The sequence below is a fragment of the Komagataeibacter kakiaceti JCM 25156 genome (genome assembly GCF_000613305.1).
The window spans coordinates 1-26118 of the sequence record NZ_BAIO01000010.1 but is presented as its reverse complement, the minus strand read 5'-3'; the positions used below and the strand labels follow the sequence as shown (position 1 = coordinate 26118).

The following is a 26118-nucleotide window of genomic DNA, read 5'->3' as shown; positions in this document are numbered from 1 at the left end:
CGTTCCGCCGCGCAGGGCCTGTGCGTACAGGTAACCGCCCACCGAACCGGTCTGGCCCGAGGGCAGGGCACGGCAGCGTTTCTGTGATATGAGGCGTTGCCCATATTCCAGCGTGCGCAGTTCCTCGGCCACATTAAGCAGCACATTACTGTCACTGCCGATGCCAAACCGGCCGCCCGCATCCACGTAATCCATGAACGGGAAAAATCCGTCGCCCAGATTGGCTTCGGTAATGGGGCAGATACCGGCAACCGCGCCGGAGCGGGCCAGGCGCATCGTTTCGTCATGGTCCATATGGGTGGCATGGACAAGACACCAGCGTTCATCCACCGGCATTTCATCCAGCAGCCACGCCACGGGCCTGCGGCCCAGAAAGGCGATGCAGTCCTCAACTTCCTTCATCTGTTCGGCAATGTGGATGTGAACCGGCGCATCCCCCGGTAACAGGCGCAGCGTTTCGCGTATGTCTCCACCATCCGCCGCGCGCAGGGAATGCAGGGCGACGCCCGTGTTCACCAGCGGGTTGCCGGTATGGCGGGCCGTAATGTCGGTAACGACCCGCGCCAGGAATTCCGGCGAGCTGGCAAAGCGCCGCTGTTCCGGGGCCAGCGGGCGGCCAAACCCGGCATGGCGGTAAAGGGCGGGCAGCATGGTCATGCCAATGCCGGCCTGCCCCGCCGCGTCGATCACGGCCAGCGGCATTTCAGCGGGCTGCGCGTAAGGCTGTCCGTCCGGTGCGCGGTGGAGGTAATGGAACTCGGCCACCTGTGTATAGCCCGCCCTGAGCATTTCCACATAAAGCTGGGCAGCGATGGCGCGCAGGGTGTCGGGGTCGATCGCGGCGGCGAGGCGGTACATCTGCTCCCGCCAGCTCCAGAATGAATCGGCGGGGTTGTGCCGGGTTTCCGTCAGCCCCGCCATGGCGCGCTGGAAGGCGTGCGAATGCAGGCCGGGCATTGGCGGGATGGCGATATCCACCCGCCTGTCTTCCGGCTGGGGCTTCTGGTCGGCCTGCACCGTGGTGAAGAAGCCATCGCCATCAAAACACAGGCGCACATTGTCATGCCATCCATCCGGCAGCAGGGCCTGCCCGGCAAAAATATTCTGGATCTGTACCGATGGGGACATGGCGTGCCTGTTTCGAAGATCATTGCGTTGGAACGGTTTCAAAACTAGACATGTATATACGTTTAGGGTCAAGCGCTGAAATGGGAGTGCGTCATGTGGGATCGGTTATGGGTCGATGTCAATCTGGCAACCGATGCAGGTGGGACCGGACAGCCGGGGGGCGATGATTTCGGCGTTATCCCCAATGGCGCCATCGCGGCCTGTGATGGCCTGATTGCGTGGGTCGGGCGGCAGGAGGATCTGCCGGACCGGCCCGAACGCCTCGCCACCCATGTCATTTCGTGCAACGGGCAGTGGATGACGGCAGGCTGGTGGACCCGCATACGCACCTTGTTTATGGCGGTGACAGAAGCGCCGAGTTCGCGGAGCGCCTGCAGGGCGTCTCCTATCAGGACATCGCGCGGCGGGGGGGTGGAATCCTGTCCACCGTCCGCGCCACCCGCGACGCCAGCGAGGAGGAACTGCTGCGTCTCACGCTCAGGCGCGCGCGCTGCCTTGTTGACAATGGCGTGACCACGGTCGAGATCAAATCCGGCTACGGGCTGCGGCTGGAAGATGAACTCAAGCAGTTGCGCGTGGCGCGCGCGGTAGGCAGGCACCTGCCGTTGCGGGTGCATGCCACCTTTCTTGCGCGCATGCGCTGCCGCCGGAATTCGCGGGCAGGCAGGATGATTACGTGACATTCCTGTGCACGGAAATGCTGCCCGCCGTGGCCGAAGCCGGTCTGGCCGACAGTGTCGATGCCTTCTGTGAGACGATCGCGTTCCAGCCCGCCGAGGTGGAACGCATTTTTGAAGCCGCGCAGCGCTGGAAGCTTCCCGTGCGCCTGCATGCCGACCAGATGTCCGATCTGGAGGGGGCGCGTCTGGCGGCGCGGTGGCATGCGCTTTCGGCCGATCATGTTGAATATGCAAGCGAAAGCAGCGTACGGGCCATGGCGGAGGCCGGCACCGTCGCCATGCTGCTGCCCGGCGCGTTCTATTTCGTGCGGGAAACAAGGCAGCCCCCGGTGGCGCTGTTCCGTCAATACGGCGTGCCCATGGGACTCGCCACGGACTGCAATCCCGGCACGTCACCCGTTCTCAGCCCCACGGCGGTCATGAACATGGCCTGCACGCTGTTCCGCCTGACACCGGGGGAGGCGTTGGCCGGGCATACCCATGTCGCGGCAAAGGCGCTGGGCCTGGACGGCAGGGTCGGGCGGCTGCGCCCGGGCATGGCGGCCGACATGGTGGTGTGGGACATCGCGGGCCCGCATGAACTGTCGTACTGGATCGGCGGCGTACGTCCCAGCGCACGGATTTTTGGTGGTTGCCCGCTATAAAAGTCAGGATCAGCGCTGGATGGCGACTGCTCCCTTATGCCAGTATAGACTAACGTCTGCTGAATAAGGTGTAATTGCGTGTCACTGGCTTTAACCAAGGATAAACCCGCCGCCCGTTACGAACAGGTCAAGCTGTACATCACCGAACGGATCGAAACCGGTGAATGGGCAATCGGTCACCGCCTGCCATCGGAAAGTGAACTGGTGGAACTGCTCGGTGTCTCACGCATGACGGTTCACCGCGCCCTGCGTGAACTGACGGCGGAAGGGCTGGTCACGCGCGCGCAGGGGGTGGGCACCTTCGTCGCGGAGCCCGCGCAGCGCGTGGAACTGCTGGAACTGCGTGATATTGCTGATGATATTGCCTCCAACGGGCATGAACACACCACGCGGATCATCACGCTCGATACGATCCGCGCCAGCAGCGATCTCGCCACCGCGTTCGAACAGCGTCCGGGCGCGCGCCTGTTCCACTCCATCATCGTCCATTATGAGGACGACACGCCGCTACAGGTCGAGGAGCGTTTCGTCTCCCCCCATTTCGCCCCGGACTATCTGGAGCAGGATTTTTCCCTTACCCATCCGCACCGCCATCTTTCGGGTATTTCCCACCCGGAGGAGATCGAGCATGTGGTTTTCGCGGTTACGCCCAGCCTCGATATCTGCACGCTGCTTGACCTTGACGAGCCCGAAGCGTGCCTGCAGCTCATGCGACGCACATGGGTTGAAGGGCGTGTCGTGATGAAGGGGATCTTCACCTATTCCGGCAGTCGCTTCAGCTTTGTGGGCCGCTATAGGCCCTGATCCTTTTCGGCTCCGGCCAGAAACGGAACTTCGTTACGTTTTCACGTTGACAAGGGGAAATCTCTGCGGCACATGAATGTATATACAAGTACATTCAAGGTGGTGTCATGAGTAGCCCGACCTCGTCCCGTCTGTCCAATGATCGTATTATCCATGCGGCGCATGGCCCGGAGATCACGGCCAAAAGCTGGCAGACAGAAGCTGCCATGCGTATGCTGATGAACAACCTCGATCCCGAAGTGGCGGAAAAGCCCTCGGAACTGGTTGTCTATGGTGGTATTGGCCGCGCGGCCCGCAACTGGCAGTGCTATGACCGTATTGTCGAGACGCTGAAAACGCTGGAGGCCGACCAGACCCTGCTGGTGCAGTCCGGCAAGCCGGTCGGGGTGTTCCGCACGCATGAAAACGCCCCCCGTGTCCTGATCGCCAATTCCAACATCGTTCCCCACTGGGCGAACTGGGACAAGTTCAACGAACTCGATCGCGCCGGTCTCATGATGTATGGCCAGATGACGGCGGGTTCGTGGATCTATATCGGCAGTCAGGGCATCGTTCAGGGAACGTATGAAACCTTTGTCGAGATGGGACGCCAGTATTATGGCGGCGACCTGACCGGCCGGTGGATCCTGACCGGCGGCCTGGGCGGCATGAGCGGCGCGCAGCCCCTGGCGGCGGTCATGGCCGGTGCGTCCATGCTGGCGGTTGAATGCGAACCCGGCCGGATCGAGAAGCGCCTGCAGACCGGCTATCTCGACCGCAAGGTGGATACGCTGGATGAGGCGCTGGAAATCATCGACGCCGCCTGCAAGAGCGGCAAGCCGGTTTCGGTCGGCCTGCTGGGCAACGCGGCCGAAGTCTTTCCCGAACTGGTGCGCCGTGGCATCCGCCCCGATGGCGTGACCGACCAGACTTCCGCGCATGATCCGCTCAACGGTTACCTCCCGGCGGGCTGGACGCTGGATCAGGCGGCGAAGATGCGCGTGACCGACCCGGCCGCGGTCGAGAAGGCGGCGAAGGAGTCAATGAAGCTGCATGTGGAGGCGATGGTCGCCTTCCACCGCATGGGCATCCCCACCTTCGATTACGGCAACAACATCCGCCAGATGGCGTTCGAGGTTGGCTGCGAGGACGCCTTCGCCTTCCCCGGCTTCGTGCCCGCCTATATCCGCCCGCTGTTCTGTCGCGGTATCGGCCCGTTCCGCTGGGCCGCGCTTTCGGGGGATCCGGAAGACATCTTCAAGACCGATGCGAAGGTGAAGGAACTGCTGCCGGACGATAAGCACCTGCATAACTGGCTCGACATGGCGCGGGAGAAAATCCACTTCCAGGGGCTGCCCTCGCGCATCTGCTGGGTCGGGCTGGGTGATCGGCACCGCCTTGGCCTCGCCTTTAATGAAATGGTGGCGAAGGGCGAACTGAAGGCCCCGATCGTGATCGGTCGTGACCATCTGGACAGCGGCTCCGTCGCCAGCCCGAACCGTGAGACGGAAGCCATGCGGGACGGCTCGGACGCCGTATCGGACTGGCCGTTGCTCAATGCCCTGCTCAACACGGCGTCGGGTGCGACATGGGTTTCGCTGCATCATGGCGGTGGTGTGGGCATGGGCTTCTCCCAGCATTCGGGCATGGTGATCGTGGCCGATGGCACGGATGACGCCGCGAAGCGCCTGGAGCGCGTGCTGTGGAATGACCCGGCGACGGGTGTGATGCGCCATGCGGACGCGGGTTACGACATCGCGGTCGATTGCGCCCACGAAAAAGGGCTCGATCTGCCCATGATCAGAAAAGGCTGACGCAGATGTCGGAAAATATCGTTCTCCATCCCGGCCAGCTTGATCTGGCCACCCTGCGCCGCTTCGTGTTCGAGGCGACGGATGTCACCCTCAGCCCCGATGCGCTGGACACGCTGGCGGTGGCCGCGCGCTCCGTGGAGCGGATCGTGGCGGGCGGGGCCGCCGTGTATGGGGTCAATACCGGTTTTGGCAAGCTGGCCAAGACCCGCATCCCCGATGACCGGCTGCGTGACCTCCAGCGCAATCTGGTTCTCAGCCACGCCGCCGGCATTGGCAGGCCGCTGCCCGGGCGCGTGGTGCGCCTGATCATGCTGCTCAAGGCCAACGGGCTGGGGCGGGGTTTTTCCGGCGTGCGGCCGGAGGTCGTGCAGCTCCTGCTGGACATGCTGGCCAAGGATCTCATTCCCGTCATTCCGGAAAAGGGTTCGGTTGGCGCATCGGGCGATCTTGCGCCGCTGGCGCACATGACGGCGGTCCTGATCGGGGAGGCGAGGCCTTTTTCGGGGGCGAGCGCCTGCCCGGCGCGCAGGCGCTGCGCAAGGCCGGTCTTGAGCCGGTCGTCCTTGGCCCCAAGGAAGGGCTGGCGCTGCTCAACGGCACGCAGGTTTCCACGTCCCTTGCGCTGATCGCCCTGTTCGATGCGGAACGGCTGTTCCAGGCGGCCCTTGTCACGGGATCGCTGACACTGGACGCCGCGCGTGGAACGGATGCGCCGTTCGACCCGCGCCTGCACACGCTGCGGGGCCAGCAGGGACAGATCGAATGCGCGGCGGTCTATCGGAAGCTTATGGAAGGCTCGGCCATCCGCGCCTCCCATCAGGTGGATGACGAGCGCGTGCAGGATCCGTACTGCCTGCGCTGCCAGCCGCAGGTGATGGGGGCGGCGCTGGACAGCCTGCGCCATGCGGCCCGCGTGCTGCTGATCGAGGCCAATGCGGTTTCCGATAATCCCATCCACTTCCCCGATACGGATGAGATGATCTCGGGCGGCAACTTCCATGCCGAGCCGGTGGCCATCGCGGCGGACCTCATGGCGATCGCGGTGTCGGAAATCGGCGCCATTGCCGAGCGCCGCCTGGCGCTGCTGGTTGATCCGGGCATGAGCGGCCTGCCGCCCTTCCTGGTCAATGACAGTGGCGTGAACTCGGGCTTCATGATCGCGCAGGTCACGGCCGCGGCGCTGGCGTCCGAGAACAAGACACTGGCCCACCCCGCCAGTGTGGACAGCCTGCCGACTTCCGCCAACCAGGAAGATCACGTGTCCATGGCGACCTTCGCCGCGCGCCGCGTGACCGATATCAATGATAACGTGCGCACCATTCTGGGCATTGAATATCTGGCGGCGGTGCAGGGGCTTGATTTCCTTGCGCCACTGGTTTCCTCCCCGCCAATGGCGCGGGCCGCGGGCGTGCTGCGCGAGCATGTGGCCTTCTTCGCGCAGGACCGGCTGTTTACCCCGGATATGGAAGCAGCCAACGCGCTGATCGCCGCTGGCGCGCTGAACACGGCGGTAGGTGACGCGCTGGTGCTGCCCACGGTCGAGCCAGCCTGATGGACGACGGCGCGTTTGCAGCGGCTGCGCGAAAGGCGCGCCGTCGTCTCCCCCGCCTGTTTGCCGACTACATTGATGGGGGCGCCCATGGTGAACGGACCATGGCCCGCAACCGGAGCAGCTTCGCCCAGTGGGGCGTTGTGCCCCGCGCCCTGCGCGATGTGTCCACCGTGGATCTGACAACGCGCTGCTTCAACCGTACATGGAAACTGCCGGTCTTCCTTGCCCCGGTGGGGTTCGCCGGGATGTTCCATCATCACGGTGAATGTGGCGCGGCCCATGCGGCCGGCAGCCGGGGCGTGGGAATGGGCATTTCCACCTTTTCGATCGCCCCCATGGAAACGCTGGCCGCCACGGGCGTCGATGTGATGGCGCAGATTTATGTGCTGCGTGACCGCGCCCTGACACGCGACATGCTGGCCCGTGCAAGGGCATGCGGCATAAGTGGCATCATCCTGACGGTCGATACGGCGATTACGCCCGTGCGTGAGCGCGATGTGCGCAATGGCTTCCGCCACCTTTCCCGTCCCACACTGTGGCAGATGGCCAGCCTGCTCAACCACCCGGCATGGGTTGCGGGGCTCATGCGCGGCGGTATGCCGGTCGTGGGCAATGTTGATGCCTATACGACCGCGCGCAACGTCATGGGGCAGGCGCGTGACATCGCCGCCCGGATCGACCCCACGCTGGGCTGGGATGATCTGGCCTGGCTGCGGGAGAACTGGAGCGGCACCCTTGTGGTCAAGGGTGTGATGACCCCCGAAGATGCGCTGCGCGCCGCCGATGCCGGGGTGGATGGCCTTGTGGTGTCCAACCATGGTGGCCGCCAGATGGATCCAGCCCCCGCGACGCTTGACGTGCTGCCCGGCATCGCGGCGGCGGTGGGGGAACGGGTCGACATCATGCTTGATAGCGGCATCCGTCGCGGTGGGGACGTGGTGACGGCGCTGGCGCTGGGCGCGCATGCGGTTTCCATCGGCCGCCCCTGGGTATGGGGGCTTGCGGCGGGTGGGGCGACAGGCGTGGCGGCGGCCATTGATACGCTTGCGCAGGAAATACGCGATGTCATGGCCCTGGCGGGGCTATGTGACATCCAGAGCGTGCGCGCGGCGGGCCGGACTGCGCTGTGGCGGTTCTGAAGGTCTGAAATAAATAATAAAAGTTTATGGGAGCCACCTTTTTTGTAAGGTAGTGTTCCTGAATATTCTTGAAAAATTCGCCAAAAACTTTCTTATGCTTGCAGGATATTTTGCAACCTGTATTCGCAGGTGGCCGCCTGGATATTTTCATCCATCTGACGGGCAAGGCGGTATCAAGGCACACATATCCGGACCAGACCCCGACAATGCCACAACGGCCGGATTCCATCCGTAAATTATAAAGAAGTGTTTGGTGAAGCTTTTTTCAAAAAGCTTCAGAAATGCCAGCCCCGCCTGTATCGGCGGGGCTGTTTTCATAACGGGCCGTCAGGACTCAACGGGGTGGGGCTTCTGGGATTCGCGGATGCGCCCCATGATGTAATCCCCGGCGGAAACCGGTTCGAAAAGCGGCTTGGTGCCCGGCGGCAGGTTCAGGTCGCGCGGGTCGACGATGGCGTCGTAATCGGGATCGTAGAAGGTCGCGATTGACAGGCGCTCCTTCTTCGATCGGTTCGTGACCCGGTGCAGGTTGGAATTGTAGCGCTGGTTGGACCAGCGGCACAGCAGATCCCCGATATTGATGACCAGCGTGCCGGGAATGGGCGGGGCCGGGATCCACTTTCCATCCCGGCCCATGACATCCAGCCCCCCGGTCTCGTCCTGCCACAGCAGGGTTATGCAGCCATAATCGGTATGGGGGGCTACGCCGAACTGGTCCTTTTCCCGCTCCACCGGATGGGGCGGATACCAGATGGCCTGCGTGCGCTGTAGCGGGCGGTCGTATTTGGCCACAAAGAAATCGGGCGCGATCCCCAGTGAATGGGCAACGGCGCGCAGTAGCACCTGGCCACAGGCGCCGACGGCGTTGAAATAGTCCATCATGGCCTCGCGGAAGGCCGGTCGGGAGGCGGGCCACTGGTTGGGGCCGCGCAGGGGCTGGCCGGCCAGCACGGCCGGATCATCGGCGGGAAGTTCCAGGCCGATCTGGAAAAATTCCTTATAATCAGGCTGTTCCGCGCCGTACATGATGGTCCGGTTCAGTGCGTTGAACCCGCGCACCGCTTCCTTGGGCTTGCAGGCCAGTTTTTCCTCCATGGGGGCATGAAAGAAATCCAGCGCCTCGGCGCGCAGGCGGTCGATGACCGCATCGGGAATGCCGTGATTGCGGATGTAGCAGAACCCGGAGGTCGTAAAGGCTTGGCCGATCAGGGCGCCGGTGGTTGCATAATCACCCTGCCGCGCGGGACCGAGATCAATGATAGGAAGACCAGCAGGCTCACTCATGACATGACTTTCTCAGTTTGGGATGTGGAGATGATTGCGGCGATCAGGCAGGCGGGCATGCGGGGGTCAACGGGTTCGACAGTCATCGCGCCGCTGGTGGGGCCGCATGCGATCATGCCCGTCGGCAGGGGGCGGTCGCAGTTTTCAATCCGCCATTCACCCTGAAGGGAAAAGAGCGCGATTGTATGGGTGTGCTCCAGGCGGAACGCTGTCCGGTGCCGCTCCAGTCGCGCGGGCACGCCGGGGGCGGCCATGAGATTGAAGGCCAGCACGGACCGCCCATGGCACGATGCGCTGACCGCAAGCGCGCCATCGAAACGGATGATCTCGCCCGGATGGTCCAGCGTCACGCCGTCCGTCCCGATCCCCTCAAGCGTGAGCCTGCCGGGGGAGGCGAGCGCAAGCTGGCGGACAAGGCCGGGAAACAGTGAAAAAGGCCCGTCACCCTCGATACAGGCCAGACTCACGCGCCAGAAACGGGGGGAAAGGGGCGCACCGGCGTCATGGACCATGATTTCACGCGTGGCGCCACGCCCGTTGCGCCATGGCCGTGGCGTGAAGGTATCCGGCGTGGCGAGGGTCAGCATGGCGGCGTGGGGGGAGGCAGCAGCTTGCCGGGGTTGAGGATATTGTTCGGATCGAGGGCATGCTTGATCGTACGCATGACATCGAGCGCCACCGCATCATGCTCGGCGGGCATGAACTCCATCTTCGCGAGGCCCACGCCATGCTCGCCACTGGCCGACCCGCCCAGCGACAGCGCACGCGCGATGATCTTGTGGTCAAGCGCGCGGACCTTTTCCAGTTCCTCCTCCCCCGGGGGCACCAGCATGACGGTATGGAAATTGCCATCACCGATATGGCCCACGATCGGGGCGGTGATGCCGGATTCCTCAATATCGCGTTTCGCGCCAAGGATCATGTCGGTCAGGGCGGAAATCGGCACGATCGCGTCGGTCGAGATGCCGGTATATCCGGGCCGGTAGGCAAGGCAGGCCCAGAATACGGCATGGCGCGTCTTCCACAGCGCCGCGCGTTCCTGCGCCTGCGTGCTCCATGTAAAGGCGGAGCCGTTATTGTCGGCCGCGATCGCCTCGACCGTTTCGATCTGCTCGCGCACGGATTCCGGGCCGCCCTCGAATTCGAAGAACATGGTGGGGATGGGGCGGTAGCCTTCCAGCCTGGCGTAACGGATGCAGGCATCCATCTGCACATCGTCCAGCAGTTCCATCCGCCCGATCGGCACGCTCATCTGCATGACCTGCACGGCGGTCTGCACGCAGTCCGCCAGTGTCTCGAACTGGCAGACGGCGGCGGCCATGGTCTCGGGTATGCCATGCAGGCGCAACTGCACTTCGGTAATCACGCCCAGCGTTCCTTCCGAACCGATCAGCAGGTGCGTCAGGTCGTACCCCATGGCGGATTTGCGCACCCGCCGGCCTACGCGCATGATGCGTCCATCCGCCAGGACCACGGTCAGGCCCAGTACGTTTTCACGAATCGTGCCGTACCGTACGGCCCCGGTGCCGGAGGCGCGCGTGGCGCACATGCCGCCAATGGTGGCCTCCCCACCCGGATCAACGGGGAAGAACAGCCCCTCGTCACGCAGCAGCAGGTTCAGTTCCTGCCGGGTGATGCCGGCCTGCACGCGGCAGTCCATATCCCCGGAATTGAGTTCCAGCAGGCTGGTCATGCGTGACAGATCTATGGATATGCCGCCCTCGATGGCGTTGACCTGCCCCTCCAGCGAGGTGCCCGCCCCAAACGGAATGACCGGCGCGCGGTGGGCGTTGCACACGCGCAGGGCATGGGCGACATCTTCCGTGGTCTCGGCGAAGACGACCGCCTGCGGCGGGTGCTGGGCGTGATAGCCCTCGCCATGGGCGTGGTGTTCGCGCACCGACTGGTTGCGCGACAGGCGTTCGCCAAAATAGGGCGCCAGTTCGGCAATCGCCTGCTCAATCCTGTCCGTCGTCATTTCACGCATTCCCCTGCGGTTTTACATGTGGGGGCAGGGTGCAGGACTGTCCGCAGGGCTGCAAGGAAGCGGGCGTTTTCTTCCGGCAGGCCGATGCTGACACGCAACCAGTGCGTGTAGCCCGCTTCCTTCCATGGCTTGACGATCACGCCATGGTGCAGCAGGGCCTCGGCCACGTCCCCCGATGGCCGGGTGGTATGGAAGAACAGGAAATTCCCGAGCGAGGGCGCGACCTGCAGCCCCATTTCCTCAAGTTCCGTCCTGAGTTTCTCGCGCGCTTCAACCGTCCGGCCCGTGCCGTGGTCCATGTGGTCCGTGCCCTCCAGTGCCGCGAGGGCCGCCAGTTGCGCCGCGATGTTGGTGTTGAACGGATCACGTATGCGCCCGAGCGCATCGATGATTTCGGGACTCGAGGCGATGGCGTAGCCAATGCGCAGACCCGCAAGCCCGTATGCCTTGGAGAAGGTGCGCAGCACCAGCCAGGGCCGTGACTGTTCGCGCAGGATGGTCCGGGCGTCGGGGTAGGTGGGGTCGAAGCGGGCATATTCGTAATAGGCTTCATCCACCACGATCAGGCAGTCAGGCGGGCAGGCGACCAGGAGCGCGCGCAGGTCATCCGCCTTCATCATGCACCCCACGGGGTTGGACGGATTGGCGAAGATCAGCATCCTGAGCGGGGTGGAGACCGCCCGGATCAGCGCGGGGAGGTCGAATTCACACGCGGGCGTCACGGGCACCGTCTCGACCTGCCCGCCCATGGCCTCGACCGTGAGGATATGCAGCCCGAAGGACGGCACGACGGTCACGACACGATCCCCGGGGCGGATATAGGCCTGCGCGATCATGCGGATGATCTGCTCGGACCCGTTGCCCAGCAGGAGGCACGACGCGGGCTCCCCCAGCCTTGCCGCCAGCGCCGCCTTCAGCTTCTGGTCGGCTTCGGGGTACAGCGCCACCTGTGCCGCCAGCCCCTGTAGCGCGGCGGCCACGGTGGGGGGCGGACCGTAAGGGTTTTCGTTGCTGCCCAGCTTGGTGACGGTGGTGGCGCCATAAGAGTTCTTGACGGCTTCAGTGCTCAGGCCCGCATTATACGGTGCAAGCTGCGCGACTTCCGGTCGGCATGCGGGGGCATTGACCTTTGTTATGGAAGCGGGCTTGGCGGACATGACCGGTTCTCCTGTTCGTTCATGTATATACAACCATATAAAATTTCGTTGGTCGAGCGAAATTTATTTTGCGGGCGCCTTGGGCGGGTTTGCCGCCTATCTCCCTTATTTTGCTTAATTTTTTGTTGTTGAGATTCTTTTTTGTTTCGTATTGGTGTTGACGCATCTTGTACAGACAACATAAGGTCGTTTCATTCTTGTCTCAATACAGGACAGCCGGAAAATGGAACAGGTGGTCTCAATGCTTCCTCTGACCGGACAGGCGGCGGCCTTCCGCAGGGATGGCGTGATCGTGTTGCGGGGCGTCTTCGCCCCATGGGTCGAGACGTTACGCGCGGGCATCGACCGCCTGATGGCGGATCCCAGCCCACTGGAACGCTCCTACCAGCCGTGGGATCAGCCCCTTTCTTTCAGGATCTGTGCAACTGGCGGCGGATTCCCGAATTCCGTGATTTTGTCGAGAACTCCCCCCTGGGCAGGATCGCGGGTGAACTGCTGGGCGCGCATGAGGTGCGTTTTTTTCACGATCATGTGCTGGTCAAGGAACCGGGCACCTCGCTCGTCACCCCCTGGCATCAGGATGGTCCCTATTACTGCGCCCGTGGCCCGCAGACCGTCAGTTTCTGGATTCCGCTGGACCCCGTGCCCGCCGCGAACGCGCTGGAATGCGTGGCCGGTTCCCATAAATGGGGGCGTGACCACAGGCCCATGCGCTTTGATGGCACGCCGCTCTATGCGGTCGATGACAGCCCGCCCATGCCCGATATCGATTCGCGCGGGAGGAATACTCCATCCTGAGCTGGGACATGGAACCGGGGGACGCCGTGGCGTTCGATTTCGGCACCGTCCATGGCGCGGCGGCGACGGTGGAAGCGATCCACCGGCGGCGCGTCTTCTCCGCGCGCTGGTGGGGGATGACGCCGTTTTCGTCTCCCGCGGGGGGAAGGGATCGCCGCCTTTCGCGCATCTCGCCCTTCAGGATGGCGATCCGCTGGCAGGCGCCGATTTTCCCCTTCTTTACACGGAACCGACGTGAGGGCGGCCTTCCTGCTTGCAATGGGGCTTTTCGCAATGGGTCCGCCAGCGGTGGGCCATGCGGGATGCCTTGATGACATCCGCCACGCCGGGGTCATGCGGGTCGGGAACGGGCTGCTGGGGGCGCATCCTTCCCTGTGGCAGGATCGGGATGGGGCCTATCACGGCATAGATGCCGATCTCCTGTCCGAACTGACGCGGCGCATGGGGCTGCCACGTTCCGAGTTCGTCATTACGGAATGGTCAACCATCATTCCCGGCCTCAAGGCGGGGCGATGGGATGTCGTGCTGTCGGATGTCAACATCACGCAGGAGCGTGAGGTGATGGGGCATGTCCGCTTTTCCATGCCGTATTTCATGCTCTATGACTATGTCATCGTACCGGATGACTCCCCCATCCATTCGCTGGCCGACCTGAAGGGCAGGACGATCGGCTCCGTGCTGGGCACCAACGATTCCGCCACGGCCCACCGGCTGGTGGCGCGGGGGATCGGCGCTTCGGTCGCGGATTACGACACGTTTGGGGATCCCTTCCTCGCCCTGCGCAACAGGCAGATTGACGCGGTGGTGGTCGATCAGCCACGCTGCATTCCCAGCAGGCGCATTTTGCCGGCCTGCGCACGGTGGGCGAGCCGGTTTTCTATGTGCCCAAGCCGGAATGGGCCGCCGCCCAGGCCGCCGCCCCCTACAGGCTGGGCAGCGAGGGGGTGGTGGTGCGGCCCGCCTGCGTTGATCTGCTGGCCGCCATCAACCACGCCCTGAAGGACATGCACGAGGATGGCACGATCCGTACGATCCTGAAGCGGTATGGGGTGTGGGAGCCACAGCAGGACCATCTCGTCAAAACACCTGGACAGGACTGAGCGGGATCCATGCACAACTTCCTTTTTTACGAGATCCCGGAACATTTCCCATTCCTGCTTCAGGGCGCGCTGGTCACGGTCGAACTGTCGCTGATCTCGATGCTGCTGGGTACGGTACTGGGGTTTTTCCTTGCCGTTGGCCGCCTGTCGGCCCGGCGCGCGCTGCGCTGGCCGCTGGACGCCTTTGTCGAGGTCGTGCGTGACACGCCGCTGATCGTGCAACTGCTGCTGATCTATTTCTCCCTGCCCGAAGCCGGCATCGTGCTGAGCGCGTTCTGGGCGGGCATCGCGGGGCTGACGCTCAACCTCGCGGCTTATCTGTCGGAGGTGTTCCGCGCGGCCATCGTGGCGGTTGACAGGGGCCAGCGCGAGGCCGCCATCTCGCTCGGCATGTCGCCGGTGGGTGTTTACCGCCGGGTCATCATTCCGCAGGCGGCGCTGGCTTCCCTGCCTACGCTGGGGGGCTATTTCATCGCGCTGCTCAAGGACTGTTCGCTGGTTTCGTTCATTTCGGTCAATGAACTCCTCCGTCATGCCACGATTGTCATCTCCGATACGTTTGACAGCATGAACACGTACATCATGGTGGCGATCATCTATTTCATGATGAGCTTTATCAGCGCGCGGATCATCCGCTACATCGAACTGTGGCTGACCCCGTCGAACCGGCGGGCCACCATCAGCATACCCCTGACCATGGACAAGGAGGGTGCACGATGAACGACCAGTTCAGCCCCCCCGTGCTGAGCGTGCGCCAGATGCGCAAGACCTTCCGGGGCAACGCGGTTCTCCGGGGTGTGGACCTGACCCTGCATGAAGGCGAGATCGCGTGCCTGATCGGCCCCAGCGGTACGGGCAAGTCTACCATCCTGCGCTGCCTCAACTTCCTTGAGCAGCCCGATGGCGGGGAAATCACGTTCTTCGGGCAGCATCTGTGTTCGGAAGACGGGAACAGCAATATCTTCCGTATCGCCCCGCCGCGCGCGCTCCAGGCCGCGCGGGCGCGCATGCCCATGGTGTTCCAGCACTTCAACCTGTTTTCGCACCGTACGGTCATGGAAAACGTGGTGGAGGGGCAGGTTGTCGTGCTGCGTCGTGGCCGGGCGGAGGCGTACGACCGGGCGCGTGACTGCCTGGCCCGTGTGGGCATGCTGGAACGGGCGGATTTCTACCCCGACCAGCTTTCCGGTGGGCAGAAGCAGCGTGTCGGAATCGCGCGCGCGCTGGCCATGTCACCGGCGCTTATCCTGTTCGATGAACCGACCAGCGCGCTGGACCCCCAGCTGGTGCAGGAAGTACAGGGCGTGATCCGCGACCTGTCGGCGGAGGGGATGACCATGCTGATCGTGACCCATGAAATGCGTTTCGTGCGCTCGATCGCGCATACGGTCCATTTCTGCGAAGGGGGCCGCATAGCGGAGAGCGGGTCGGCCAGTGAAATATTCGGCGCCAGTGCGCCGCCCCGCATACGGACCTTCATGGAGATGGCCCATGGCTGACACGAACCGCTTTTACGATAGGGCGCACGCATGATGATCACCCAAGGTACGAAAACCGAAGCGCACGCGGAACTGATCGAGGATTTCCTGCCCGAAAAGACCGTTGAATTCCAGACGATCTATCCGGTCGCGGTGTCGGAACGGCACGGGCGGGCGCGCGACCTGCTGGCGCTGTGGTTTGGCGCCAACATGACCATGCTGACCGTCACGACGGGTGGGGTCATGCGTGGCACATTCCACCTTACGCCGCTTGCCGCGATCATGGCCGCCATTGTGGGCAACCTGATCGGTGGCCTGTTCATGGCGCTGCACGCGGCGCAGGGGCCGCATCTTGGCATCCCGCAGATGGTGCAGTCGCGCGCGCAGTTCGGCATGCTGGGCGCGGCCCCCATGACCGCGCTGATCGTCATCATGTTTCTGGGCTTTTCCGCGTCCAACCTTGTGCTGGGCGCGCAGGGGCTGGCCACGATGGACGGGCATCTTGGCGGGACGCCGGGCATGCTGGTGGTGGCGTTCCTTTCACTGGTGCCGGCGGTGCTGGGCTACCGCGCCATCCATGGCGCGACCCGTATCGCATCGCTGCTGTGTGGGGCGGCGGTGCTGACCTGTCTTGTCGTGGCGCTGTGGCATGTGCCCCGGGGCACGGCATGGTGGGTCGGTGACGGGCATGACACGGTACCGGGCTTTCTGGGGGCCATGTCGCTCGCGGCGCTGTGGCAGATCGCCTATGCGCCCTATGTTTCGGATTATTCGCGCTACCTGCCAGCAGCCCGGCGGGGGAGCGGCAGGCGTTCCATGCCACCTACTGGGGCTGCGTGCTGGGGTCGTTCGTCGCCATGCTGATCGGCGTGGTGACGGGGGCGGATGTCGCCGCCGTGCTGGGGCGGGAACTGGGGTGGCTGGCGGCGCCCGTTCTCGGGGTGCTGTCGCTGGGCATCATCATCGCCAATGCCATGAACCTTTATTGCGGGGCGCTGTCCTCCATCACGGTATTCCATACCCTGGCTCCGCACCGGCATTTCGGGCGGGGGTGGCGCGTGGCGATATCGGTTGTGCTTCTGTGCGTGGCGACGGTGCTGGCGGTTGGCATGGCCGGACAGTTCGACAAGGCCTATGCCGGGTTCCTCCAGTTGCTCATGGCGATCATGGTTCCGTGGTCGGCCATCAATCTGGTTGATTATTATGTGTTGCGCCATGGCAACTATGACCTGCCATCTTTCTTTGCCGCTGATGGGGGTGTGTACGGCCGCTTCAACATGCGGGCCATGCTGTCTTACATTTTCGGCCTGATCGTGCAGGTGCCGTTTCTGGCTAACGAACTGTATATGGGGCCATTTGCGCAGGCATTTGGCGGGGCCGACCTGTCGTGGGTATTCGGGCTGGCCCTGACCGGCCTTGTCTATGTCGTGGCGATGCGCGCCACAGGGCGCGGAAAAACGACGGACTGATTGCGGTTTCGATACGAATCTTATTGACTATACTCGTATAGACAACCTAGCCTGTCTGTAGAACGGATCAGCTCCCGGCCCCGGGTCGCATATTTTCACAATCTTATGCTAACGAAGGCGCGGCTACTGCCTGCGGTTAAGCGTCGTATGTAGAGGTCAATAATGATACGGAATATTTCGTTATCAAAATTATGTCTCTTTTCCACCACGCTCGTCACCATCGGAACCGGCGTAGCTCGGCGCAGACGGTTCCGCAGGCAGCCGGGAAGGAAGGGACCGAGGAGCGCCACGCTCCCCGCCGGACCGCTGCCCACGCCGCGACATCGGCCAGCAGTCACACCGCCACGGGAAGCAAGGAGGGGGTCTATCTCAGCTCCACCTCCGAAACATTCAACGTCAGGTCGCGCCACGTCTCCCATGGCGCGCTTGTCACCGTCAGCCAGAAGCTGCTGTCGCAGGCCCCCGCCGGGACCAACCCGCTCAAGGTCCTGTCCCAGTTGCCCGGTGTCATGTTCCAGTCAGCCGATGCGCAGGGTGTGGACATCTGGTCCGAACAGATTTTCATGCACGGCTTCCAGCAGCAGGAAATCGGGTTCACGCTCGACGGCATGCCGCTGGGTGAACAGTCGCTGCGAAACTATAACGGCTTCAACGCGCTGCTCGCCATCTCGTCCGAAAATGTGGGGCGTATCGACGTCTCCCAGTCCGCAGGCGCGGAGGATATTGCCGCCACCAACAACCTTGGCGGGTCGATGGCCTATGTCTCGCGCGATCCGTCGCACAAGATGGGCGGCACGATCAGCCAGGGCTTTGGCAGTTTCGCCAACTACCATACGTTCGTACGGCTGGAGAGTGGTGACCTGAACCGCACGGGCACGCGCTTCTATACATCCTACAGCCGCCAGGACGGGCAGATCTGGAAGGGAACGGGTGAGCAGTTCGTCCAGCAGGTCAACGCCAAGCTGGTCCAGCCACTGGGTGAGGAAAGCTCCCTGTCCGCCTATTTCGACTGGGCCGACATGCACCAGTTCTCCACCCCCGATGCTTCGCCCGAGGTGATCCAGAAGGCCGGTTACAACGTCACCAACTATTATAACGGCAGGCAGAGCGGGTTGCAGGCCGCGATCAACGCCGCCAACGGCATTTTCCCCTCATCCTTTTCCGGCCTGCAGGATCCCGAGGATTCGGCCTATTACGACGCGGTTCTCAACAGCGAGGACTATTTCGGCGGCATCAAGGCGCATATCAAGCTGGCGCATAACGTCATGTGGGACACCACGGCCTATGGCCATGGTGAAACGACCCAGTCCACATGGACGACGCCCTATTATCCCTCCCCCAATGGTTCCCCGCTTTCGGAACTGCGCAAGGCGCCGGGCATCCGCCGCTACGGCATCATTTCACAGGTGCATTACGATACGAGCAGGAACCAGTTGTCGGGCGGCGTCTGGTATGAAAACAACAGCTACCAGTCGCCTGAATACGACTTCCAGATGCCCAACATCGTCAACGGCCAGTTGACGCAGGCGCTGCCCAACCCGCTGAACTACTGGAAGCATCCCTTCGCCGAGATTTACAATCAGGATTACAACACCAATACCTTCACGGCGTTCGTGCAGGACACGTTCCGCCCCGTGCACGGTCTGGCCCTGCATTTCGGTTTCAAGTCCGTTCTCAGCACCACGCGCGTGGGCAATGGCTACGCGAACCAGGATTATTATGGCGCGGGCACGGAACTGGCCAGTGGCGTCGGCCTGACCACTGCCAAGCCTTTCCTGCCGCATATCAGCGCGGACTGGCATTTCCTGAAGAATCATGAACTGTTCTTCGATATTTCAGAGAACGTGCATACCTACGCCCAGTGCGGATACAACCTCTGCGCCTCGCCATTCGCCGTGACCCAGCAGGCGTTCAATGCCGAGCGTTCCAACATCCACCCCGAGACGGACTGGACCTATGCGCTGGGCTATCGTTACTCCACGCAGTTTGTCGGTCTGTCGCTGTATGGCTACCGCACGAACTTTAACAACCGCCTGCAGCAGATCACGTCGGGATCGGCGGTCAATCCGCTCTCCACGGTGGCGAACGTGGGTGGCGTGACGATGAATGGCGTGGATGCCGCCCTGACGGTCATGCCCATCCATAACCTGACATTCACCAACAGCTTCAGCTATGACCACGCAACGTATGACAACAACCTGATGGATGGCGGCACGCTGTACCATACCCGTGGCGTGCAGGTTATCAACTATCCGCGCTTCATGTACAAGACCCGCCTGTCATATACCTATCAGGGGCTGACGGCCTATGTTGACGCAAGCTACAACAGCCGCCGTAACTACAGCTATGTGGGGGATGTCAAGATCCCGTCCTACTGGCTCGCCAATCTGGGTGTGCAGTACAACCTCAGCAAGATCGGCGCGATCCATCGCAAGCTTTCCCCGGCCAAGGATCTGACGCTGTCCTTCAGCGTGACCAATCTTTCGAACTCCCATTACATCTCCACCATGGGTGAAAACGGTAACCCGCTCAGCATTTCCCAGGGGGCCATGGCCTACCAGTCCTTCCTGGTCGGTGCGCCGCGCATGTTCTTCGGTTCGCTCAGCGCGAATTTCTGATAGCGTCTAAATCAGGCGGCAGCAGTCGGCATATGCCTTCCGGGCCTGTGCCGGCTTTTGCATTGCCTCGGGAGTATCTTTCTTTCCATGACCGCCATGCCAAGTCAGCACACCCTTGACTGGATCACGCGCCTGATCGCGCATGAGAGTATTTCCTCCCGGTCCAATCTCAGCCTAGTTATGGAAGTCGCCGCGCATTTCCGCCAGTTGGGCATGGAGGTTGACCTGACGGCAAACGAGGCCGGCACCAAGGCCAACCTGTTTGCGACATTGCCGGGGCGCAACGGCGCGCTGCACGACGGGCTGGTGCTGTCCGGCCATACGGATGTGGTGCCCGTGGCGGGGCAGGCGTGGACATCGGACCCGTTCGTCGCCTCCATCCGTGATGGAAAGCTGTATGGCCGGGGCGCGTGTGACATGAAGGGTTTTCTGGGAACCGCCATTGCGCTGAGTGAGGAGTTTGCGCGAAAACGCCCTGAATACCCGCTTCATTACGCCCTGTCGTTTGATGAGGAACTGGGCTGTATCGGCGCGCCGCTGATGATCCGTGATATTGTCGCGCGCGGCTACCGTCCGCGCGTCTGTCTTGTGGGTGAACCTACGGACATGACGCCGGTTACCGCGCATAAGGCGTCGCGCGTGTTTGAATGCCGGGTGCATGGCCGGGCATGTCATTCCGCCAGCGCCGATGGGGTGAACGCCATTACCTATGCCGCGAAGATCATCACCTTCCTTGATGGCATGGCGAAGGCTTTCCAGCATGAAAACCTGCAGGACCCGGATTTTGATCCGCCTTACACCACATTCTCGGTCGGCACGATCGAGGGCGGCCTTTCCACCAATACGGTGCCGGATCTGTGTGATTTCACCTTCCAGTTCCGCTCCCTCCCACAGGAAGACAGTGATGGGATAGAAAAGACGATCAGGAATTATATTGACCATGAGATCGTCCCGGCCATGCGGCGCAATCACCCGGATGTGGGGGTGACATTATTTCGGCGCGCCAATGTGCCAGCCCTGTCCGGTCGTTTCTGTGAGGCCATTGACGATATGATGGATGCGCTTGGAAACAGGCAGTGTAACTGCGTGTCCTATGGAACGGAGGCGGGCCTGTTCCAGCAGGTGGGAATTGACGCGCTGGTCTGCGGTCCCGGTTCAATCGTGCAGGCGCATAAGGCGGACGAATTCGTATCATTGCAGCAGCTTGCCGAATGTGAGGAATTCCTGCGTAATATTGTTGTCTAGGGTTCTGCTGTATTTGCATGCTTCAGGAATGTGCCCGATGATGGACATGCCGGGGCATGAAGGCCCGTATCATAAGGTTATCCGGACAGGTATATGGGATAGGCAATCGCCACAGGGCATGCAGGCCTTATCCCGGCCCGTAAGATCCGGTTCATTGTCTTTCTCCCGTTCCCGACGGTGAGACGATCTGACTGCATAAGGAGAAAATGCGTGAAATCACGTGCCGCCGTTGCGTTTGAAGCAGGCAAGCCCCTGGAAGTTGTTGAAATCGACGTGGAACCGCCCCGCGCGGGCGAGGTACTGATCCGGATCACCCATACGGGCGTATGCCATACCGATGCCTTCACCCTGTCCGGCGATGACCCGGAGGGTATCTTCCCCGCGGTGCTGGGGCATGAGGGTGCCGGTATCGTCATGGAAGTGGGGGAGGGCGTGACCAGTGTAAAGCCGGGCGATCATGTCATCCCGCTTTATACAGCCGAATGCGGGGAATGCCTGTTCTGTAAATCCGGCAAGACAAACCTGTGCGTGTCGGTCCGGGCGACACAGGGCAAGGGGCTCATGCCCGATGGCACGACACGCTTTTCCTACAGGGGTCAGCCGCTTTATCATTACATGGGGTGTTCGACATTCAGTGAATACACGGTCGTTGCGGAAGTATCCGTGGCGAAGATCAACCCGCAGGCCAATCCCGGCCATGTGTGCCTGATGGGCTGTGGCGTGACAACCGGGATCGGGGCCGTGCACAACACCGCCAGGGTCCAGCCCGGTGATTCCGTGGCCGTATTCGGTCTGGGCGGGATTGGTCTTGCCGTCATTCAGGCGCGCGCCAGGCCAGGGCGGGGCGGATTTTCGCCATTGACACCAACCCGGACAAATTCGAGCTGGCAAAAGCGTTCGGCGCGACGGATTTCCTTAACCCGAAGGATTATGACAAGCCGATCCAGCAGGTTATCGTGGAAATGACGGGCTGGGGCGTGGACCATACCTTTGAATGTATTGGCAACGTCAACGTCATGCGGGCGGCGCTTGAATGCGCGCATCGCGGATGGGGGCAGTCCATTGTCATCGGTGTGGCCGGAGCCGGGCAGGAAATATCCACCCGCCCGTTCCAGCTTGTCACGGGGCGGTCATGGAAAGGGTCCGCATTCGGTGGCGTGAAGGGGCGCAGCCAGTTGCCGGGCATGGTGGAGGACGCGATGCGCGGCGACATCCAGCTTGAGCCTTTCGTGACGCACACCATGCCGCTGGAAGATATTAACGAGGCGTTCCGCCTGATGCATGAAGGAAAGTCCATCCGCTCCGTCATTCATTACTGAACGGGCGTACGCTCCAGCTTTTCATAAAGAAGTTCTTGGTGAAGCCTTTTTCAGAAAAAGGCGGCATCCAGGAACTTCCATTCCTTTGCATTATCTGTTTGTGGGAACTTCTCGGTTCCCATCGGGTCGAAAGACAACCTTGGTGCAGTTGTCTTTCTTGTCCCTGAATTTCTCATAAAGGGCCGGACCGTCTTCCAGATTTGTGGAACGGTGAGTGATGACGAAGGAGGGGTCGATCTCCCCTTTCTGGATCCGCTCCAGAAGCGGGCTGAGATATTTCTGCGTATTGGTCTGTCCGGTGCGTAACGTCAGGCCCTTGTTCATGAGCACACCGATCATGACAGGGCCCAGCGCACCGGCATATACACCCGGCATCGACACGATGCCGCCCGGCCTGCAGCCAAGAATGGCCTGATTGAGGGCGAAAGGCCGCTCCAGCGTCGTGGCGGACAGCAGCTGAACCGACCTTCTGCATCATGGTGTCGGCGCCATGCGCTTCCATCCCGACCGCTTCGATCACCGCATCGGGGCCAAGCCCGTCGGTCATTTCCACAAGCGTTTCCTGAATGTTGTGGGTGCGGAAATCTATGGTTTCGGCCCCGCCCGCGCGCGCCATCGCCAGTCTCCCGGGCACTTCATCTATGGCGATGACACGCTTCGCGCCCAGCAGGAAGCACGACCGGATCGCCATCTGCCCAACCGGTCCACAGCCCCAGACGGCGATGGTCTTTTCGGAGTCCGGTGTGATTTCGCAGTTTTCAGCAGCCTGATAGCCCGTAGGGAAAATGTCGGACAGGAACAGGACCTGTTCATCGTCTAGCCCCTCCGGAATTACGATCGGCCCGACATCGGCATAGGGAACACGCAGATATTCCGCCTGACCGCCCGCAAAGCCACCCGTAATATGGGAATAGCCAAACAGGCCGGATAATGGATAGCCAAAGGTTTCGGCCTGCAGGCGTCCGTTGGGATTCGTCCGTTCGCAGCAGCTCCAGTTGCCCCACCTGCACTGCCGGCATGCCCCGCAGGAAATGGTGAAGGGCACGACAATACGGTCCCCGACCGACAGGCGGGTATTGTCCTTTCCAACCTCGACCACTTCCCCCATGGTCTCGTGGCCAAGAATGTCGCCGCGCTGCATGGTCGGCATCATGCCGTCCATCAGATGAAGGTCAGAGCCGCAGATGGCGCAGGCCGTCACCTTTATGATGGCGTCATGGCCATCGACAATGACAGGGTCAGGCACGCTTTCGCATGTGATCTTACCCTTTTTCTGCCAGGTCAGTGCTTTCATGGGGGCATCCTGCTTCGTGTTGATACGAAACAGACGCACGCCATGTGCCGTGGTTTCCCGTGGTGTTCAGGGGCTGTTTGAAAACAACTGATTGATAAAGGAAATAAAAGTTTCCGGGCGCCACCTTTTTTCAAAAAGGCGGCGTTTCCCGAAGCTCCCTGAAAAAGGCTTTCCCCAAAACTTTCCTGAATTTACAGACGGAATTCCGGTAAGGAACGTGGCGTCACGCATGCAGTCCCGGTGCTTCGCGACCGGTCCGGGCGACGTATTCCGTATATCCACCGTCGTAGCGATGAAGCCCGTCGGGCGTGAGTTCCAGAACACGGTTGGAAAGGGCCGCCAGGAAATGACGGTCGTGGGAGACGAACAGCATCGTGCCATCGTAATCGGCCAGGGCGGCGATCAACATTTCCTTGGTGGCGATGTCGAGATGGTTGGTGGGTTCGTCCAGCACCAGGAAGTTTGGCGGGTCGTACAGCATCAGCGCCAGAACCAGACGGGCCTTTTCGCCACCGGACAGGACGCGGCACACCTTGTCAATATCATCACCGGGAAAACCGAAACTGCCCGCCAGTGACCGCAGCGACCCCTGGGAGGCAAGCGGGAAGGCGTTGTTCAGGGTTTCGGAAATCGTGAGATTACCGTCCAGCAGATCCATGGCGTGCTGGGCGAAATAGCCCATCCGGACGCTACCGCCGAGCGTGACCGTTCCGGCGTCCGGTTCCGTGGTGCCGGTGACCAGTTTCAGCAGGGTCGATTTGCCCGCCCCGTTGACGCCGAGCACGCAGCAGCGTTCCTGCCGGCGGATCAGCAGGTCAAGGTCATGATAGATCACGCGGTTGCCATAGGCCTTGTCCACGCCGCGCAGGTTGACGACCGCATCGCCCGAACGCGGGGCGGGCGGGAAGGTGAAGGAAACGGTCTGGCGGCGCCTGGGCGGTTCGATCCGGTCGATCTTGTCCAGTTTCTTGACCCGGCTCTGCACCTGTGCCGCGTGGGAGGCCCGGGCCTTGAAACGCTCGATAAAGGCGACTTCCTTGGCCAGCATGGCCTGCTGGCGGTCGAACTGGGCCTGCTGCTGCTTTTCGCTCTGGGCGCGCTGCTGTTCATAGAACTCGTAATCGCCCGAAAAACTTGACAGCGCGCCACCGTCGATCTCGATCACCTTGTTGATGATCCGGTTCATGAAGCGCGATCGTGCGATGTCATCAGCAGCGCGCCATCATAAGTGGCCAGGAACTGCTCCAGCCAGATCAGGCTTTCCAGGTCGAGATGGTTGCTCGGTTCGTCCAGCAGCATCACGTCCGGTTTCATAAGCAGGATGCGCGCCAGCGCCACGCGCATCTTCCACCCGCCAGACAGGCGGCCGACATCGCCATCCATCATCTCCTGGCTGAAGCCCAGCCCGTGCAGGATTTCGCGTGCGCGCCCATCCAGCGCGTAGCGCCCAGTTCCTCGAAACGGGCCTGCACCTCGCCAAAGCGTTCGAGAATGGCGTCCAGTTCATCAAGCCGGTCCGGGTCCGCCATCGCCGCTTCCAGCCCGGCCAGTTCGGCCCCGATCACGGCCACGGGGCCAGCCCCGTCCATGACCTCGGCCACCGCGCTGCGGCCCGCCATTTCCCCCACGTCCTGATTGAAGAAACCGATGGTGACGCCGCGATCGGTCAGGATATGCCCATCATCAGGTTCTTCCTGCCCGGTAATCAGCCGGAACAGCGTCGTCTTGCCCGCGCCGTTCGGCCCGACCAGCCCGATTTTCTCACCCTTCTGGAGGGCCGCCGACGCGTCGACAAAGATGACGCGATGGCCGTTGTGCTTGCTGATGGTGTCGAGACGGATCATGGAGCCTCAGATAACGCAGGGGAGGGGGCAAAAGCCGGAGCGCCCTTATCGCGTAACCCCTGCGGACCGTAAATAGCGGGAGGCGCGTGATGACCCGTGAATGTGGCCCTGTCCGTTTTTTAGTGGCCGGTTCTGTCACGGCATACGGCCCTGAAGTCTGTTTCATCCTTATGTGGGTACGAAAACGGCTTCTGACGGGGTGCGGGAACATCCCTTTCGGGCGGATGCGCGAAGGGGGCGGGCGTGAGCCGCCGGGTGCCGGGATGATCTTTCGGCATCTTGCGATACGATACGGTCTCGTCTATGTGGGTCGTAACGGTTGAATCCTATGGCCGGGTCCATGGAATGAATGAGGATGGTCCATATCCATGCAAACCAGACATGCCGGCAAAGAGGCCGTGGCGCACGCGGAGCCGCCTTCATTCCTGGCCACCATTTTCTTTTCCCCCCTGTGTGATGGGGATGGCGTCGCGCCCGTGGTGGAAAAGGCGGAGCGTCCAACGGGGCCGGGCCTGATTCTGCTCTGCCTGCTGCTGTTCCTGTCCGCCTGCCATAAAAAGGTGCCTGTGGAGGAAGTCCGCCCCGTGCGCTCGGTCATTGTTGAACCCGCGCCCGATGCGAACGCGGAGGTGGTGACAGGGCAGGTCGCGGCCCACCGCTACGTCAATCTCGCCTTCCGCCTGCCCGGCAAGGTCGTGGCGCGTTCGGTTTCCGCCGGGAGCGTCGTGCGGGCGGGGGAGGTGCTGGCGCGGCTGGATGATACGGTGCCACAGCAGACCCTGCGC

At 62.2% G+C, this 26118-nt stretch carries 20 protein-coding genes and 5 pseudogenes; 17 read left to right on the top strand and 8 right to left on the bottom strand.

From position 1 onward, the window contains the following. Both JCM25156_RS02165 and JCM25156_RS32800 read right to left on the bottom strand, forming a co-directional pair. Positions 1-1128, bottom strand: a 1128-nt coding sequence (locus tag JCM25156_RS02165) for a formimidoylglutamate deiminase (RefSeq protein ID WP_025811929.1), incomplete at its 3' end; no start/stop codon positions are given. A 105-nt stretch (positions 1129-1233) separates the two neighbouring features. Then, a complete protein-coding gene (locus JCM25156_RS32800; protein WP_306301731.1) occupies positions 1234-1401 on the bottom strand; it encodes a hypothetical protein in 168 nt (55 codons plus the stop codon). A gap of 8 nt (positions 1402-1409) precedes the next feature. On the opposite strand from JCM25156_RS32800, the gene JCM25156_RS32795 reads away from it, so the two are divergent. The 6 genes and pseudogenes from JCM25156_RS32795 (at position 1410) to JCM25156_RS02140 (ending at position 7740) form a co-directional block, all read left to right on the top strand. Beyond that, complete coding sequence (locus JCM25156_RS32795) at positions 1410-1808, top strand: amidohydrolase family protein (protein ID WP_306301730.1); 399 nt, start codon at positions 1410-1412, stop codon at positions 1806-1808. Further along, the gene (locus JCM25156_RS32790; RefSeq protein WP_306301729.1) at positions 1805-2452 is read left to right on the top strand and encodes an amidohydrolase family protein; all 648 of its coding nucleotides are present in this window, start codon (positions 1805-1807) and stop codon (positions 2450-2452) included. Before JCM25156_RS32795 ends, JCM25156_RS32790 begins: the two co-directional genes overlap by 4 nt. Before the next feature lie 78 nt (positions 2453-2530). Continuing rightward, positions 2531-3256 carry a histidine utilization repressor gene (hutC, locus tag JCM25156_RS02155; RefSeq protein WP_025811928.1) on the top strand — a complete coding sequence of 242 codons (726 nt, stop codon included), beginning with the start codon at positions 2531-2533 and terminating at the stop codon, positions 3254-3256. Positions 3257-3363: 107 nt separating this feature from the next. Then, positions 3364-5049, top strand: coding sequence for a urocanate hydratase (hutU, locus tag JCM25156_RS02150; protein ID WP_034958058.1), 1686 nt, complete (start codon positions 3364-3366; stop codon positions 5047-5049). Positions 5050-5054: 5 nt separating this feature from the next. After that, positions 5055-6601: pseudogene (gene hutH, locus JCM25156_RS20790) on the top strand (histidine ammonia-lyase). Beyond that, the gene (locus JCM25156_RS02140) at positions 6601-7740 is read left to right on the top strand and encodes an alpha-hydroxy acid oxidase (protein ID WP_025811924.1); all 1140 of its coding nucleotides are present in this window, start codon (positions 6601-6603) and stop codon (positions 7738-7740) included. The pseudogene hutH and the gene JCM25156_RS02140 overlap by 1 nt, the downstream one beginning before the upstream one ends. A 327-nt stretch (positions 7741-8067) precedes the next feature. Here JCM25156_RS02140 and JCM25156_RS02135 read toward each other — a convergent pair whose 3' ends face one another. The 4 genes from JCM25156_RS02135 to hisC are packed head-to-tail and all read right to left on the bottom strand — an operon-like array spanning position 8068 to position 12168. Beyond that, positions 8068-9024, bottom strand: coding sequence for an isopenicillin N synthase family dioxygenase (locus JCM25156_RS02135; RefSeq protein WP_025811922.1), 957 nt, complete (start codon positions 9022-9024; stop codon positions 8068-8070). Beyond that, positions 9021-9611, bottom strand: coding sequence for a HutD/Ves family protein (locus tag JCM25156_RS26955; protein WP_025811920.1), 591 nt, complete (start codon positions 9609-9611; stop codon positions 9021-9023). The genes JCM25156_RS02135 and JCM25156_RS26955 overlap by 4 nt, the downstream gene beginning before the upstream one ends. Continuing rightward, complete coding sequence (locus JCM25156_RS02125; RefSeq protein WP_407637087.1) at positions 9605-11011, bottom strand: FAD-binding oxidoreductase; 1407 nt, start codon at positions 11009-11011, stop codon at positions 9605-9607. Before JCM25156_RS02125 ends, JCM25156_RS26955 begins: the two co-directional genes overlap by 7 nt. Beyond that, positions 10999-12168 carry a histidinol-phosphate transaminase gene (hisC, locus tag JCM25156_RS02120; protein ID WP_025811916.1) on the bottom strand — a complete coding sequence of 390 codons (1170 nt, stop codon included), beginning with the start codon at positions 12166-12168 and terminating at the stop codon, positions 10999-11001. The genes JCM25156_RS02125 and hisC overlap by 13 nt, the downstream gene beginning before the upstream one ends. A 390-nt stretch (positions 12169-12558) precedes the next feature. On the opposite strand from hisC, the gene JCM25156_RS29740 reads away from it, so the two are divergent. The 10 genes and pseudogenes from JCM25156_RS29740 (at position 12559) to JCM25156_RS20760 (ending at position 22195) form a co-directional block, all read left to right on the top strand. Continuing rightward, positions 12559-12966 carry a phytanoyl-CoA dioxygenase family protein gene (locus JCM25156_RS29740; RefSeq protein WP_199898804.1) on the top strand — a complete coding sequence of 136 codons (408 nt, stop codon included), beginning with the start codon at positions 12559-12561 and terminating at the stop codon, positions 12964-12966. Between the two features lie 234 nt (positions 12967-13200). Then, positions 13201-13965 carry a substrate-binding periplasmic protein gene (locus tag JCM25156_RS20775; protein WP_051577452.1) on the top strand — a complete coding sequence of 255 codons (765 nt, stop codon included), beginning with the start codon at positions 13201-13203 and terminating at the stop codon, positions 13963-13965. Next, positions 13911-14066 (top strand): hypothetical protein, encoded by a 156-nt coding sequence (locus tag JCM25156_RS31950; RefSeq protein ID WP_159104950.1) that lies wholly within the window; start codon positions 13911-13913, stop codon positions 14064-14066. The genes JCM25156_RS20775 and JCM25156_RS31950 overlap by 55 nt, the downstream gene beginning before the upstream one ends. A gap of 9 nt (positions 14067-14075) precedes the next feature. After that, on the top strand, positions 14076-14786 hold the full coding sequence (locus JCM25156_RS02105) for an amino acid ABC transporter permease (protein WP_025811914.1): 711 nt from the start codon (positions 14076-14078) through the stop codon (positions 14784-14786). Continuing rightward, positions 14783-15565 carry an amino acid ABC transporter ATP-binding protein gene (locus JCM25156_RS02100; RefSeq protein WP_051577451.1) on the top strand — a complete coding sequence of 261 codons (783 nt, stop codon included), beginning with the start codon at positions 14783-14785 and terminating at the stop codon, positions 15563-15565. Before JCM25156_RS02105 ends, JCM25156_RS02100 begins: the two co-directional genes overlap by 4 nt. Before the next feature lie 30 nt (positions 15566-15595). Further along, positions 15596-16408, top strand: a complete 813-nt coding sequence (locus JCM25156_RS31945) for a purine-cytosine permease family protein (protein WP_277909317.1) — start codon at positions 15596-15598, stop codon at positions 16406-16408. Further along, entirely contained in the window at positions 16381-17013 is a 633-nt protein-coding gene (locus JCM25156_RS31940; protein ID WP_277909316.1) for a cytosine permease, read from the top strand. The genes JCM25156_RS31945 and JCM25156_RS31940 overlap by 28 nt, the downstream gene beginning before the upstream one ends. 191 nt (positions 17014-17204) lie before the next feature. Then, entirely contained in the window at positions 17205-19631 is a 2427-nt protein-coding gene (locus tag JCM25156_RS02090) for a TonB-dependent receptor (protein WP_025811910.1), read from the top strand. An 87-nt stretch (positions 19632-19718) separates the two neighbouring features. After that, the gene (argE, locus tag JCM25156_RS20765) at positions 19719-20876 is read left to right on the top strand and encodes an acetylornithine deacetylase (protein ID WP_034958056.1); all 1158 of its coding nucleotides are present in this window, start codon (positions 19719-19721) and stop codon (positions 20874-20876) included. Positions 20877-21086: 210 nt separating this feature from the next. Further along, positions 21087-22195: pseudogene (locus JCM25156_RS20760) on the top strand (S-(hydroxymethyl)glutathione dehydrogenase/class III alcohol dehydrogenase). A 90-nt stretch (positions 22196-22285) separates the two neighbouring features. Here the strand turns inward: JCM25156_RS20760 and JCM25156_RS20755 are convergent. Together JCM25156_RS20755 and JCM25156_RS20750 are read right to left on the bottom strand one after the other, a co-directional pair. Continuing rightward, positions 22286-23489 (bottom strand): annotated as a pseudogene (locus JCM25156_RS20755) (zinc-dependent alcohol dehydrogenase). Between the two features lie 223 nt (positions 23490-23712). Continuing rightward, positions 23713-25333, bottom strand: a pseudogene (locus tag JCM25156_RS20750) (ABC-F family ATP-binding cassette domain-containing protein). Positions 25334-25731: 398 nt separating this feature from the next. Here JCM25156_RS20750 and JCM25156_RS02065 point away from each other — a divergent pair. Then, a pseudogene (locus tag JCM25156_RS02065) lies at positions 25732-26118 on the top strand (biotin/lipoyl-binding protein); the annotation flags it as partial.